Genomic DNA, 15,603 nt, shown 5'->3' on the forward strand with positions numbered 1-15,603 from the left:
AGCACAGCAACCGCTGCCGACTTCACCGGTGGTTTACCAACTACGATTACAATTGCTAGCACTACGGGTTCTATTAACGTATCGCCAATTGCAGATAATGTAATCGAAGGCACAGAATACTTGAAGTTAACAGCCGCGGCTACAGGCTTTGCCATCAGTGGAACAATTGATGTAGCAATTGAAGATGAAGAGGTGAGTGGTACTATTACCATGACAGCAACTGCTACTACTATTACTGAAGGTAATCCTGCTACAACTGTAACAGTAAGTTTACCAAGTGGTGTAACCGTTGCAACGCCAATCGTTATTAACTTAAGTAAATCGGCTACCTCAACAGCAGCGAACACTGATCATGATGCAATTCCTGCAAGTGTAACAATAGCAGCTGGTGCCACTACTACCACGTTCACAGTACGAGCAGTGGAAGATGATTTGCTTGAAAATGATGAAACGTTAGTCATCACAGGTATCAATAGCGATGGATTTACAGTAAGTGGCATTACGTTCACGATAAAAGATAAAACAAGCACTATCCCAGCAAATGTAGCCATTACATTAACAGCCGATTCAACAACAATCTTAGAAGGTAACAACACGAAAGTGTTTGTACGCTTACCTAGTAATATTACTACAACAGAAGCGATAACGGTGAACTTAAGTCGTGGTGCATTAAGCGATGCCGCTTTACAAACCAACGAATACAGCTTCCCAACAACCGTAACGATTCCAGCGAATAGCAATGAAGGCTCGTTTACCTTAATAGCAAGTGCAGATGATAATGTATTAGAAGGACTAGAAAACCTCCAAATCGCAGCCAGTGCAAACGTATTCGGTACAACATCCACAACCACAACTACTGTAGGTATCGCAGATAAAACCAGCACAATTGCTGCGAATAAAGTAATCACCATTACTGCGCCAACTTCTATCAAAGAAGGCGAAACGAAATCCATTACAGCTAGCCTGCCTAGTGGAATTTCTACAGCTACACCTATCACGGTTACTTTAACGAACAATGGCAGCACAGCAACCGCTGCCGACTTCACCGGTGGTTTACCAACTACGATTACAATTGCTAGCACTACGGGTTCTATCAACGTATCGCCAATTGCAGATAATACAATCGAAGGCACAGAATACTTGAAGTTAACAGCCGCCGCTACGGGCTTTACCATCAGTGGAACAATTGATATTGCGATTGAAGATGAAGAGGTGAGTGGTAATATTACAATGACTGCTGCTGCTTATGTTATAACAGAAGGTGATGCCGCAACCACAGTAACGGTAAAATTGCCAACTGGTGTAACAACGAATAAACCGGTAGTGGTTACCCTCAGTAAAAAAGGTACTTCTAGTGCAGCTAATACAGATCATACAACCATCCCGGCAAGTGTAACAATTAATGCAGGTGCAACAACAGCCACCTTCACTGTACGCGCCTTGGAAGATGATATCTTAGAAGGTGATGAAACATTGGTGATTGAAGGCACTAATACCGACGGTTACCTAGTAGATAGCATCAAATTCACCATTAAAGATAAAACAAGCACTTTACCTGGAAATGTGGCTTTAACGCTTGTAGCCGATTCGGCCAGCATTTATGAAGGCAATAGCACGAAAGTAACGGTTAGTTTACCAACTGGCATTACCACGGCCACACCAATTACAGTTACATTGGCACGGGGTAGTGGTTCATCAGCTTCATTATTGGCTAGTGAATACAGTTTCCCAAGCACGGTAATTATTCCTGCTGGTGGCAATGAAGCAACGTTTACTTTGCAAGCTTCTCCGGATGATAACGTGTTGGAATTACTAGAGAACTTACAAATCAGGGCAACAGCTACTATCTTCGGAACAAACGCATCAGCAACAGCGATTGTGGGCATTAAAGATATTACAAGCACCATCCCGGAAAATAAAATCATCACTATTGATGCACCAGTTTCTGTAATAGAAGGTGAAACGAAAGTTATTACCGCGATGTTACCAAGTAATATCACTGCTTCGTATGCCATTACTGTTAGCTTAACAAATAACGGAAGCACAGCAACTGCGGCCGACTTCACCGGTGGTTTACCAAGCGCTATCACCATCGCTATCAATAGCGGCAGCGGCAGCACGAACGTTTCCCCGGTAGCAGATAACTTAGTAGAAGGTGTAGAGAAGTTGAAATTGAATGCAGCAAGTGCAGGCTTCACCATCAACGGTGCTATTGATATTGACATATTGGATGAAGTACCAACGGCGCCAATTACTATGACTGCCACAAGCACTACTATAACAGAAGGCAATACAGCTACCACTGTTACAGTAAGCTTACCTACAGGTGTAACTGCTGCCAAAGCCATCGTGATCAACCTTAGCAAAGATGCTGCTTCTACAGCCGATAATACCGACCACGATCCAATTCCAGCCACCGTTACAATTCCGGTAGGTGCTTCATCTACTACTTTCACGGTAAAAGCACTCGACGATAATTTATTAGAAGGTGATGAAACCTTAACGATTAGTGGAACGAATACATTCAACTTCCTAGTAAATAGTATCACGTTCACGATAAAAGATAAAACAAGCACAATTCCAGCGAACGTAGCGTTATCGCTCACCGCCGACTCTACATCTATCTTAGAAGGCAACAGCACCAAAGTATATGTTCGTCTTCCAAACACAATTACTACTACGCAAGCTATCACGGTGAACATAACACGTGGTGCTTCATCTAGTGCCGCTTTACAAGCGAGCGAATACAACTTCCCTGCAACGGTCACCATTCCGGCAGGCAGCAATGAAGGTTCGTTTACATTAACAGCAAGCGCGGATGATAATATATTAGAAGGATTAGAGAACTTACAAATCGCCGCTAGTGCAAATGTATTCGGTACTACTTCAACAGCGAATGTAACAGTAGGTATTGCCGACAAAACCAGCACAATTGCAGCGAACAAAGTAATTACGATTTCAGCGCCAACTACTATTAAAGAAGGTGAAACGAAATCCATTACAGCTAGCTTGCCTACTGGAATTTCTACAGCTACGCCAATTGTAGTAACCCTTACCAACAATGGAAGCACAGCAACTGCTGCCGACTTCGCCGGTGGATTACCTACTACGATTACCATTGCTAGCACAACGGGTACCATCAACATATCGCCAATTGCTGATAATATTATCGAAGGCACCGAGTACTTGAAGCTAACGGCAACTGCAACAGGCTTCACCGTAAATGGTACTATTGATGTTGCCATTGAAGATGAAGTAGTAAGCGGTACCATTTCCATAACGGCTGCTAGTACTACCATCACGGAAGGCGATGCCGCTACCACGGTAACGGTAAGTTTGCCAACCGGGGTAACAACAGCTACACCAATCGTTGTTAACTTAAGTAAATCGGCTACCTCAACGGCAGCGAACACTGATCATGATGCTGTTCCTGCGAGTGTAACCATCGCCGCAGGTGCAACAACTGCTACTTTCACAGTGCGTGCCATTGCAGATGATTTACTTGAGAATGACGAAACGTTGGTGATTACTGGTACGAACTCAGATGGCTTCACAGTAAATGGTATCACGTTCACGATAAAAGATAAAACAAGTACAATCCCAGCAAACGTAGCCTTAACGCTCGTGGCAGATTCTACATCTATCTTAGAAGGTAACAGCACGAAAGTAACTGTTCGTCTTCCAAGCAATATCACTACTACGCAAGCCATCACGGTGAACTTAACGCGTGGGGCTTCATCTAGTGCCGCTTTACAAGCGAGCGAATACAGCTTCCCTGCAACGGTAACCATTCCTGCAGGTAGCAATGAAGGCTCGTTCACATTAACAGCCAGTGCAGATGATAATATATTAGAAGGATTAGAAAACCTCCAAATCGCTGCAAGTGCCAACGTATTCGGTACTAATTCAATAGCGAATGTAACAGTAGGTATCGCCGATAAAACAAGTACGATCGCTGCTAATAAAGTGATCACGATTTCTGCACCAACTACTATTAAAGAAGGTGAAACGAAACCTATCACAGCGAGCTTACCAACAGGTATTTCTACCGCTACACCAATCGTAGTAACCCTTACCAATAACGGAAGCACAGCAACTGCTGCCGACTTCACCGGGGGATTACCTACTACGATTACAATTGTTAGTACTACAGGTACTATCAATGTTTCGCCAATTGCCGATAATACTATCGAAGGCACAGAATTCTTGAAGTTAACAGCCGCGGCTACAGGCTTCACGGTGAATGGAACTATTGATGTTGCGATTGAAGATGAAGATGTAAGTGGTACAATTACGATGACGGCCTCTAATACCACGATTACTGAAGGCGATGCTGCTACTACGGTAACAGTTAGCTTGCCAAGTGGATTAACTGCGGGTAAACCTATCGTTGTAACATTAAGTAAATCAGTTACCTCAACAGCTGCGAATACTGATCACGATGCTATCCCAACAAGCGTTACCATCGCGGCAGGTGCTTCTACCACAACATTCACTGTTCGCGCTATCACTGATAACTTACTTGAAAGCGACGAAACATTGGTCATCGCAGGCACAAACACCGATGGCTTCACGGTTAATGGTATCACATTCACGATAAAAGATAAAACAAGTACGATCCCAGCCAATGTAGCTTTAACGCTCGTGGCAGATTCTACATCCATCTTAGAAGGCAACAGCACGAAAGTAACCGTTCGTCTTCCAAACAATATCACCACTACGCAAGCTATTACGGTGAACTTAACGCGTGGTGCAGCTTCGAGTGCTGCTTTGCAAGCGAGCGAATACAGCTTCCCTGCAACGGTAATCATTCCTGCAGGTAGCAACGAAGGTTCGTTCACATTAACAGCGAGCGCAGATGATAATATTTTGGAAGGATTAGAAAACCTCCAAATCGCTGCCAGTGCCAACGTATTCGGATCTAATTCAACAGCGAATGTTACAGTAGGTATCGCCGATAAAACAAGCACGATCGCTGCTAATAAAGTGATTACGATTTCAGCACCAACTACAATTAAAGAAGGAGAAGCGAAATCCATCACAGCGAGCTTGCCAACAGGTATTTCTACTGCTACACCAATCGTAATAACCCTTACCAACAACGGAAGTACCGCTACTGCAGCCGACTTCACCACTGGTTTGCCTACTACGATTACCATTGCTAGCACAACGGGCACTGTAAACATTTCGCCAATTGCCGACAACACTATTGAAGGTACCGAGTACTTGAAATTAACTGCAACTGCCACTGGTTTCACGATCAATGGTAACATCGATATTGCCATCGAAGATGAAGAGGTAAGTGGCACAATTAGTATGACGGCAGCCAACACCACCATCACCGAAGGCGATGCTGCTACAACGGTAACGGTTAGCTTACCAAGTGGATTTACAGCTGGTAAACCAATGGTCGTAAACCTCGCAAAATCAGCTACGTCAACAGCTGCGAATACTGATCATAGTACAATCCCAACTAGCGTAACAATACCTGCCGGTGCTTCAACAGTAACGTTCACGGTAAGCGCCCTCGAAGATGGTATTTTCGAAAGCGATGAATCATTAATTATTACGGGTTCCAATACCGATGGCTTCAATGTAACCGGTATAACGTTCATGATAAAAGATAAAACCAGCACGATCCCAGCGAATCTTGCCTTCACATTAACGGCCGATTCTACAACGATCTTGGAAGGCAATAGCACTAAAATTATAGTAAGCTTACCTACTGGTATTACTACTACGCAAGCTATTGTTGTGAATCTAACAAGAGGAACAGCTTCAAATCCGAAATTAACGGCTTCGGAATACAGCTTCCCTGCTACAGTTACCATTCCTGTAAACGGCTCATCTGCTAGCTTTATATTAACTGCTAGTGATGATGATAATATCTTAGAACCAACAGAAGATTTGCAAATAGTAGGTACAGCAAATATTTTTGGTCGCGATACGACGGCTAATGTAATTGTTGGCATCGCCGATAAAACCAGCACCATTCCTGAGAATAAAGTGTTAACGATCTTCTCGCCATCGGCAGTGAAGGAAGGTGAAACGCAAAACATTTTGGTAAGCTTACCAAGTGGTATCATCGCTTCTTACCCAATCGTTGTTACCTTAACGAACAACGGCAGTACTGCTTCTGCTGCAGACTTTGCAGCTGGCTTCCCAGCAAGTATAACCATCAACGCAGGTGCATCTAATGGTATTAGGAGTATTTCACCTGTGAAAGATGGATTATTAGAAGGTACCGAAAGATTGATTTTAACTGCTACCACCACTGGTTTCACCACGGTAGGTACAATTAATATTGATATCATCGATGAAGATATCGTAGGTGGTATTCACATGGCAGCTACTGCTACTACTATTACCGAAGGCGATGCCGCAACCACCGTAACGGTTAGTTTGCCTAGCGGGGTAACTGCAGGTAAACCAATTGTAGTAAACCTCGCTAAAAGCCCGGCTTCTACAACTGCCAATACCGATCACGATCCAATTCCTGCAAGTGTTACTATTCCAGCTGGTGCTACCTCCGCTACGTTTGATGTGAAGGCTTTGGAAGATGGTTTATTAGAAGGTGATGAAACATTGATCATTACTGGTACAAACCCAGATGGTTATGTTGTGAACAATATCACGTTCACAGTGAAAGATAAAACACGCCAAATCCCAGCAAACGTTGCCTTACAAATATCGGCCGATTCAACATCGATCTTAGAAGGCAATAGCACGAAAGTAACGATCAGTCTTCCTGCAACCATTACTACTTCACAAGCTATAATGGTGAACTTAACACGCGGTGCAGCTACCAGTACAAGCTTGTTCGCAAGCGAATACAGCTTCCCTTCAACAGCTACTATCCCGGCTAATGGTCGCGAAGTATCGTTCACGCTCACGGCAAGTAATGATGATAATATTTTAGAATTACTCGAAAACTTACAAATCGTTGCTACGGCAGATATCTTCGGTACCACGTCAACAGCTAATGTAACAGTAGGTATTACCGATAAAACGAGCACAATTGCTGCCAATAAAGTAATTACACTTGCAGCACCGGCTACTATTAAAGAAGGTGAAACAAAAGCGGTAACGGCTACTTTGCCATCCGGTATTACAACTGCTTACCCCATCACGCTTGCATTAACAAACAATGGTAGCACTGCTACAGCGGCCGACTTTACAGGCGGCATGCCAACTAGCATTACCATCCCTGCTGCCAGCGGAACGGGTACGATCAATATCTCACCGATTAACGACGGCATTATTGAAGGCACTGAAAAGCTTTCTTTAACTGCTAGCGCAACAGGTTTCACTATCAATGGCCAAATCAATATCGATATCCTCGATGGTGAAACAAATGGCACAATTACAATGTATGCTTCACCAACCACTATCACGGAAGGTGATGCAGCCAGCGTCGTAACAGTAAGTTTACCAAGTGGCATAGTAGCAGGAAAAGATATGGTGATCAACTTAACAAAAGATGCTAGCTCAACTGCTGCTTCAAATGATCACGATCCGATTCCAGCTACCGTTACTATTTTACAAGGTAAAACGACTGCCGAGTTTAATATAAAAGCCTTAACAGATAACTTATTGGAAAATGACGAAACATTACAAATCAACGGTACTAGTGCCGATGGTTACGCGGTGAACAGCATCACTTTCACAATAAAAGATAAAACAAGTACCATCCCTGGTAATACAGCCTTGAACATCACAGCAGATTCTGCTGCTATTTTTGAAGGAAGTACTTCGAATGTTTGGGTACGTTTACCATCGCACATTACCACAACGGTGCCTATTACTGTTAACTTGGCGCGTGGTGCAGCTACTGATGTGAACTTGTTACCAAGCGAATATAGCTTCCCTGCAAGCGTAACAATTCCTGCAGGCAGCAACGAAGTCATGTTCACTTTGCAAGCTACAGCAGATGATCACTTGTTAGAATTGACAGAATCACTCCAAATCGCCGCAAGTGCAACAATCTTCGGCAACAACGCGAGTGCAAATGCACACATTGATATTAAAGATATCACCGGCACCATCGCCGCAAACAAAGTGATTACGATCAATGCACCAACATCTATTAAAGAAGGTGAAACGAAAACCATTACAGCTAGCTTGCCTAGTGGTATTAAAGCAACCTACGATATCGTAGTTACTTTAACCAACAACGGTAGCACCGCATCCCCGGCAGATTTCACCGGTGGCTTCCCAACACAAATTACCATTACTGCTGGTAGCACAAGTGGAACGGTGAATATCACGGCAATTGATGATCATCTTATCGAAAACACCGAAAGATTATCCTTAACACCAGCTGCAACAGGATTTACGTTCATTGGAAATATTAATGTTGATGTAATCGATGCTAACACAAGCAGCGTAAATATCCGCATGACGGCCACTAATTACACGATCACGGAAGGTGATGCTGCTACAACGGTAACGGTTCAATTACCAACCGGCATCATTTCTACCAACGATATCATAGTACAATTACATAAAGACGCAACTTCTACATTACAAGACGCAGAACACGACGCCATTCCAACAAGCGTAACAATCCCAGCCGGTAAATCAAACGCCACGTTCACTGTGCGTGTACCAATGGACGATACCTTGGAATTAGCAGAAACACTCATCATCAACGGTACGAATACCGATGGTTACGTAGTAGAAAGCATCACGTTTAATGTACTCGATAAAACTTCTCAAATCGCTGCCAACCGCGTGATCTCCTTCACTCCGGCTACCAGCGACGTATTAGAAGGAAACAGCGTATCGATTGTAGCTACTTTGCCGGCGAATATTTACACAGCGTACCCGCTTGTCGTGAATTTGTCGAAAAACATTGCTTCTACAGCAAGCAATACCGATCATAGCGTATTACCAGGTACGATTGTAATTCCTGCTAATGCTCACCAAAGTGCTGCATTACAAATTGATGCCGCGATGGATAATATCATCGGTAATACGAAAACATTGTTACTAAACGGTACATTAACCGGCTTCGTCATCAACGGCGCCAGCATCACGATTAAAGATGCAACAGGTACTATCCCAAGCAATAAAGTAATCACGGTAACAATCGATTCATCTTCGATCCACGAAGGCAGCACAACCATGGTTACCTACAGCTTACCTCCGGGCATCACCGCAGCAACAGCGATCACGATCCAACTCCGCATCGATCCTGCGTCAACAACCGACGCCATGGATATTGCAGGCTTACCGGTAAGCTTCGTTATTGCACCAGGTGAATCACAAGCGCAATTCGAAATCGAAATCAACCGCGATGGAGAAAGAGAATCCAATGAAACGCTTATCCTAAGTGGTGTAGCTGCAGGTTACACGGTGCAGAAGAGCAATGTGATGACTATCATCGGCGACGTTACCTTCCCGCCGGGCACTGAAGGCGAAAAAATCCGTGTACCACGCGGTATTTCTCCGAATGGCGATGGGGTAGGTAACGATTACATGTACATCGAAAACATCGAAAAATATACGCATAACGAAGTTGTAGTAATGAATAGGTGGGGTGGTATTGTGTACAAAGCATATGGCTATAATAACCGCTCAATCCGGTTCGACGGTAAATCGAATACAGGTGCAGGCGCTGGCAATAACGTAACAGACGGGTCTTATTTCTACGTGATTTATGTGTGGAATGAAAACGGTGTACGTGAACGCTTCACGGGCTATATCGTCATCAAGCGTTAATTAAAATCAAATTATTCTCATTGAATCATTCAATTGATTGCTATGAAAAAACGGGTTTTGAAATGTTGGTTAATGGGGTTGATGTGTTGGGGCTTTGCACAGTCGGCAAGTGCCCAACAACACCCCTTATACGCCCAATATAACAGCAATGGCATGGTGGTAAATCCATCTTATCCATCCATGGATACATCGGCCAGTATTACGGCCGTAGCACGTAACCAATGGGTAGGTATGGAAGGTGCACCCAAAACAATGACTATGTCGTTTTATACGCCTATAAAGTCCACGCGTACAAGTATTGGCTTTATGGCGTTCCAGGACAAAATCACGGTGTATTCGCAAACCGGGTTTCATGTGAACATCTCCCAAAAAGTGAAAGTGGGAGAGAACGTGTACTTGGCATTGGGTTTACAAGGTGGTGCACAGCAGTTCAAAGAGAACAATACGCAGCTGAATGCGGGCGATGATTATGTTTTCGCAAACGATAAACGCTATTGGAAAACCGACGTGGGCTTTGGTTTTATGTTATACGGTGAAAATTTCATGGTGGGCTTCTCTGCACCCTCATTCCATAATTTCGATTTGGGAACTACAGAGAATAAAGTGGAATTCAAACGCCACTTATATTTCCAAGGTGCCTACATCTTTACCTTGAATAGTGATATTAAATTGAAACCCGGTGTGCTCATGCGCCAAGCCCCCGGCGCGGGTGTCAACTTCGATGTGAATGCCAGTTTATTGATGAAGAATATTGTGTGGGTAGGTTTAACATGGAGAACAGAGAAAACAACGTCGGCCTTCTTACAAGTACAAGCCACGAAGAATATCTTATTTGGCTATTCGTACGATTTCGCGGGCAACCAGTACCTAAAAACATATCAACAAGGCTCACATGAAGTAATGTTGAATTATAGGTTCTCCTGGTCGAAGGATAAACCCGTGACGATGCGTTATTTTTAACATATACCTGCTTATTTGAATATTGATGGTGAATGCCCTCCCAACTGCGCTTGGTGAGGGCATTTTTTATGGAAAGTCTTTACTGTATTGGGTTTGAATAGAAGAAATACTGCAATAAATTTTTCTTCTTTCTTCAAATCCATTTATTTTTTTTATCCGTACATAAGCCCGCCAATCGTGTATTTCGCCAGATGTCGTTAACGTATGATTAACTAAATTATTCGCAAAAACGGTGTTCTTTTGAATTGTCAATCACAACGAAACAATTCGCGAGTTGTGAGCGACAAAGAGGCAAAACTGTATATCGAGTTTGTTTGCAATTCCAAAGTAATGTTTGTTAGAAGTTCCAATAAATAGGTCATAGTGCTTATTATCATGTGAATGTTCGAATCTTATTACATCATGTGAATGTTCGTTTTGCTTTGCTTTCGAAGAGTCTTTATTTAAGTTATTGTAAAAGTTAAGTTGTGTCTTTAATAGTTAACTTGAATAAAGGCCTGGTAATCCTGCCGGGCCTCTTATCGAGTTGCTATGAAAATATTTTTTACAAGAACTCCTTGCTAACCGAGAATGAGCAAGGGTTATAGAGGAAAGTCGTTCTAATGAAATTTGGTGGAGATAGAATCAAATGGTGCAATTTTTATCGTAAGAGGTAATCATTTATCGCCATAGAAAGATTTTTATTATAGCAATTGCATATGAGCTATGATAAATTTTTGATTATGTCTTAAGTTAAAATGGAGAAGAAACGGAGCCTGATGATCGAGTTAGGCTCCTCTTTTCAACAGTTCTTTAAGTATTCAATTTGATCATTCTGCGTTTTACGCTATAGATATTTTATACTGTATCCTACGAAGAATAATAATCGTGATTGAAAATTTGGATGAACGAAACGAGGTAGTCTTGCCTTTTTCAAAATGAAAAACTATTAACAAAAAACATTTTATAGGCGCTAAAAGTCGCCACAAGAAAGAGTCTCATAAGCATTAAGTTTAGTTGGCAATACTTTAATCTAAAACAGACGTTGTTCGGCCTGGTAATCCTACCGGGCTTTCTTGTTTTTACTCGTTTCCTACGCATCTTAAGGTAAACACCTGCTAATACGACAAGTATTTGTTGAAACTCATATATTTACTAAATAGTAATCCTAACAAAATAATATATTTTTTTGTAGCTTTGAACCATTGCTAATACCTTGCAATACAAATACATGATTCAATCGGTTTATATAAATAACCGTTTTTATATTTTTATCCACTTTGCATTACTAGTTAATTAGATTATGGCCTGGTTGTTTAATCGGGCCCTTTCTATTTTTAGGCCTATACCTTGGCTTTGCGGGGATTTTTCTGTAGATTGAGCAAAAGGTGAGTGTATGAGAACGAATACAGAATGGTGGTTAACAATATTATTCATGCTACACATTTGGCTCGTAGCAAGGTTTGTAGTGATGAACATGTTCCGAAAAGCAACCAATAAACGGCCGTACCATTTGAAATGGTTGCTCCTCGTTTTTATGCTCCCATATTTGGGTTATTTCTTATACTTCAAGTTAACGTCTTCTTACCAACAAGAATCCAACGAAGCCTAGTTGCCCCCTTCATCAGCCGTAATCTTAGCAATCACGTTCTCCAAGTTCTCTAAATGCGTAAATCCACGCGCTATCAAGTACAATTGTTTCGATGTTACCAATATCACCGCCGGGAAACCCGTAATGCCCCATTCTTGTACCTGTTTAAATTCAGTTAAGGCCGCGTTCTTAGCATCCTCGCTATGCAGTGCCGCTAGGTAATCATCCTCGCGCACACCATATTTATGCACCAAATTACTATACGTTTCATCGGCATGTAAATCCTTCCCATCGTAATTAAACGCCACTTGGATATCATGGGCAAAATCAATCGCCGAACCAGGTGCTAGCATTTTAAATGCCGATAAGGCTATAGCCGGCTTCTCGGAATCCATGATGTAGGTAGGCGACTCCAAGATGCCTTGCAAGAACCCCTGTCCAAATTTAATCCCGGTGGTTTGCTCCACGCTATGGTAAGCCTGCTGGATATAACTCGCCATTTTACTAGCCGGGGTATTACTCATCATTCCACCCGACATTACACTACAGGCTATGTCCGTGTGTTTCCTTTGAAATGCCTGCATCACCGGGGTAAACCCGTAACACCAGCCACACAATGCATCATATACATATATTAGTTCCATGGTTACCAGTATTTCTCTTCTTTAATAAATGAAATCATCGTTTTGTTGATCATGATGGTCACTTTTATGCTCATGTTCATGGATGTATTCCGAAATCTCGCGGTGCCGCTTAATTGCTTTGATGGAAAACTTGGTAGCTATATAAAGGGCCGCAATCGAACCGAACATCAAGTAAGCCCCACTATCCAACAATAAGAAGAAATCGTATGCCCCGTGGAAAATTACAGGGTAGGCTATGGCTTGTAGGAATAGCAATGGTCGATCTGGCCGGGGCGAAAATTTCGCCAACCCTACGAAATAACCCATCATTATGGCAAAAGCGGCATGTGCAGGTACGGCTAAGAACATCCGGGCAATGGCAGTACCTACACCATATTGAGAAACATACACAATATTTTCCGCCGTAGCAAAGCCCATGGAAATCAATACGGAATACACAATCCCGTCGTATGGCTCGTTGAAGGCGGCTTTAGGATAAGCATAAAAGCGAAGCACTAAGAATTTTGTGACTTCTTCGCTTATACCTATCAGCAGGAATGAAAATGCAGCAATATGCCAAGCATTGCTCGAGTCGGGTTTTACCCCTAATTTTTGTGCACTGTATTGAATCGCCAAGGGTAACAAGGTACACATCACCCCTAGGGTGAAACTTCTTGTTAACAAGGGAAGTGGCTCTTTATCGTATCGATCGAGCGCGTATATCAACACCGAAATCAATAAACCCGGCGCTATGGCTAATGCCAGCAATAATATCATATGCCTTTCTTTTGTTTGCGTGCGGCTAAGAATGCGTCTAATTCCGTTCTACTAAAGCTGCTCAAGTTTTTCTCCTTGGTAAGACCGCCTTTTTGTGCTGCTAATACGCCATAATGAATGTCTTTATAACCATCAATCGTATGCGCATCCGGGTCAATCGAAATAAGCGCGCCTTTAGCAACCGCTTCCGCGATGTATTCCCAGTCAATATCCAACCTGCGAGGGTGCGCATTCAACTCAATTACCACGTCGTTGGCAACACATGCCTCGATAATAGCAGTATGGTCAACTGGGTAACCATTACGACTCAATAAAAGGCGACCGGTCATATGCCCTAATATAGTCGTATAAGGGTTTTCGATGGCCTTCAACAAGCGGGGCATGGCCTTTTCGATGGGCATCTTTAGGTTCGTATGTACAGAGGCAATTACCAAATCAAAGCTTTGTAAGATCTCGGCAGGGTAATCCAAGTTACCATCATTCAAAATATCCGCTTCTATACTCTTATAAATCTTAAACGGTGCTAATTGTTTATTTAGCTCGTCAATTTGTTGGTGTTGCGCAATAATTCTGTCGGGGTGTAAGCCGTTTGCATAGAAGGCTGAACGGGAGTGATCGCTAATAACTAGGTATTCAAAACCTTGGTCTTTAGCTGCTTTGGCCATTTCTTCGAGGGAAGAAAGCCCATCACTCCAATTACTATGGGAGTGGATAATACCTTTAATATCACTGGTTTGCACAAGTGTAGGCAACCCATTTTTCGCAACCCCTAATATATTGGCACTTTCTCGCAAGGAAGCTGGAATAAAAGGTAATCCCACTTTCGCAAAAATGCCTTCTTCATCAGTAGCACCTGTTAAGGCTGCTTCACCACCTACCTCGTAGAAACCTTTCAAGAAAGCTGCTGTACCGGTGGTAACGAATAAAGTATTAGCAAAATTAGCCGGGTCGCATGTATAAACTTTTACTTTCACCTGCTGAGGGTGTTGCAGCAACATGTAATTAGGCGTTACTTCCAATGCCTCGAACTCACCTGGCGCAACCAGCGCATCTTGGATGGTTTGTAAAGGTGCTGCTACTACAATTTCCACCTCGTCTAATACAGGCTGCTGGCGTTTGTAGGCACCCGTTAAGCTAACAGGTACATTAAAAGTTGTTTTCCAGTTCGTTTCAATCATCTGCGCGAAGGCTTCTACCTCGGCAAAAAGGAATCGCTCGCGGTTGGCGAGGAAGAACTCGATGCTTTGCTTCGTATTGGCTTGGGTTTTTTCACCGAAGCCTTTTAGGAGTAATAACCTATTCTCGTTACAAGCATAAAGCAACTCGCCGAGGGTTTCCACTTCCAGCTCCTTCCAAATAGTAGCAATCTTTTTAGGACCCAACCCTTTGATGCGCATCATATCGAGGATGCCGGCCGGTGTTTTATTAATATATTCTTCCAAAAGGGGGAAACGCCCTGTTTGGATCATTTCTATAATGCTTTTCCCCGTGGATTCGCCGATTCCTTTGATCTTGTAAATCGCTTCAGGGGGCGTTTCCGCTAAGGGAACGGTTAATTTATCGACTTGGAATGCCGCGTTGGCAAATGATTTTGCTTTGAATGAATTTTCGCTGTGAACATCCATGAGTTTGGCCAGCAAATTAAGCTGGTCGGCTATAACATGATTCTCCATGCTGGAAAGTTAATTCGTTTTTTTGATGTTCGGTTGCGTAGCGGGGAGAAGTTTTTGGGAGGAAAGGGAGAGGGGCTAGCTATTGGGGTAGGGACAAAAAAAATACCTTGGTTTGCCAAGGTATTTTATACTACAGTTTGTAAATCCAATCTTACTGTGCTGAAGTTTCAGGAGCAGCAGCTGGCGCTGGCGCAGCTTTTGGTTTCCTTTTAACAGCAGCTTTCTTAGCAGCAGCCTTTTTAGGAGCAGCTTTCTTAGCAGCAGCTTTTTTAGGAGC

General features: G+C 42.9%; 6 protein-coding genes. 3 read left to right on the forward strand and 3 right to left on the reverse strand.

The features are described from left to right. Nucleotides 1–120: 120 nt before the first annotated feature. From LX64_RS10570 to LX64_RS10580, 3 genes are all read left to right on the forward strand, one after another. A complete protein-coding gene (locus tag LX64_RS10570; protein ID WP_211324793.1) occupies nucleotides 121–9,723 on the forward strand; it encodes a Calx-beta domain-containing protein in 9,603 nt (3,200 codons plus the stop codon). A 42-nt stretch (nucleotides 9,724–9,765) separates the two neighbouring features. Further along, nucleotides 9,766–10,683, forward strand: coding sequence for a PorP/SprF family type IX secretion system membrane protein (locus LX64_RS10575; RefSeq protein ID WP_111597635.1), 918 nt, complete (start codon nucleotides 9,766–9,768; stop codon nucleotides 10,681–10,683). Between the two features lie 1,375 nt (nucleotides 10,684–12,058). Further along, nucleotides 12,059–12,274 carry a hypothetical protein gene (locus LX64_RS10580; RefSeq protein ID WP_111597636.1) on the forward strand — a complete coding sequence of 72 codons (216 nt, stop codon included), beginning with the start codon at nucleotides 12,059–12,061 and terminating at the stop codon, nucleotides 12,272–12,274. Here LX64_RS10580 and LX64_RS10585 read toward each other — a convergent pair. Genes LX64_RS10585 through LX64_RS10595 form a run of 3 tightly spaced genes read right to left on the reverse strand, consistent with a single transcriptional unit; the run spans nucleotide 12,271 to nucleotide 15,326 of the window. After that, nucleotides 12,271–12,897, reverse strand: a complete 627-nt coding sequence (locus tag LX64_RS10585; RefSeq protein ID WP_111597637.1) for a DsbA family protein — start codon at nucleotides 12,895–12,897, stop codon at nucleotides 12,271–12,273. The genes LX64_RS10580 and LX64_RS10585 overlap by 4 nt on opposite strands. A gap of 21 nt (nucleotides 12,898–12,918) precedes the next feature. Next, a complete protein-coding gene (locus LX64_RS10590; protein ID WP_111597638.1) occupies nucleotides 12,919–13,653 on the reverse strand; it encodes a PrsW family intramembrane metalloprotease in 735 nt (244 codons plus the stop codon). Next, nucleotides 13,650–15,326: a DNA polymerase/3'-5' exonuclease PolX gene (locus LX64_RS10595; protein WP_111597639.1), complete on the reverse strand. Its 1,677-nt coding sequence runs from the start codon at nucleotides 15,324–15,326 to the stop codon at nucleotides 13,650–13,652. The genes LX64_RS10590 and LX64_RS10595 overlap by 4 nt, the downstream gene beginning before the upstream one ends. Nucleotides 15,327–15,603: the final 277 nt, after the last annotated feature.

Source organism: Chitinophaga skermanii, assembly GCF_003259335.1.
GTDB lineage: Bacteria > Bacteroidota > Bacteroidia > Chitinophagales > Chitinophagaceae > Chitinophaga > Chitinophaga skermanii.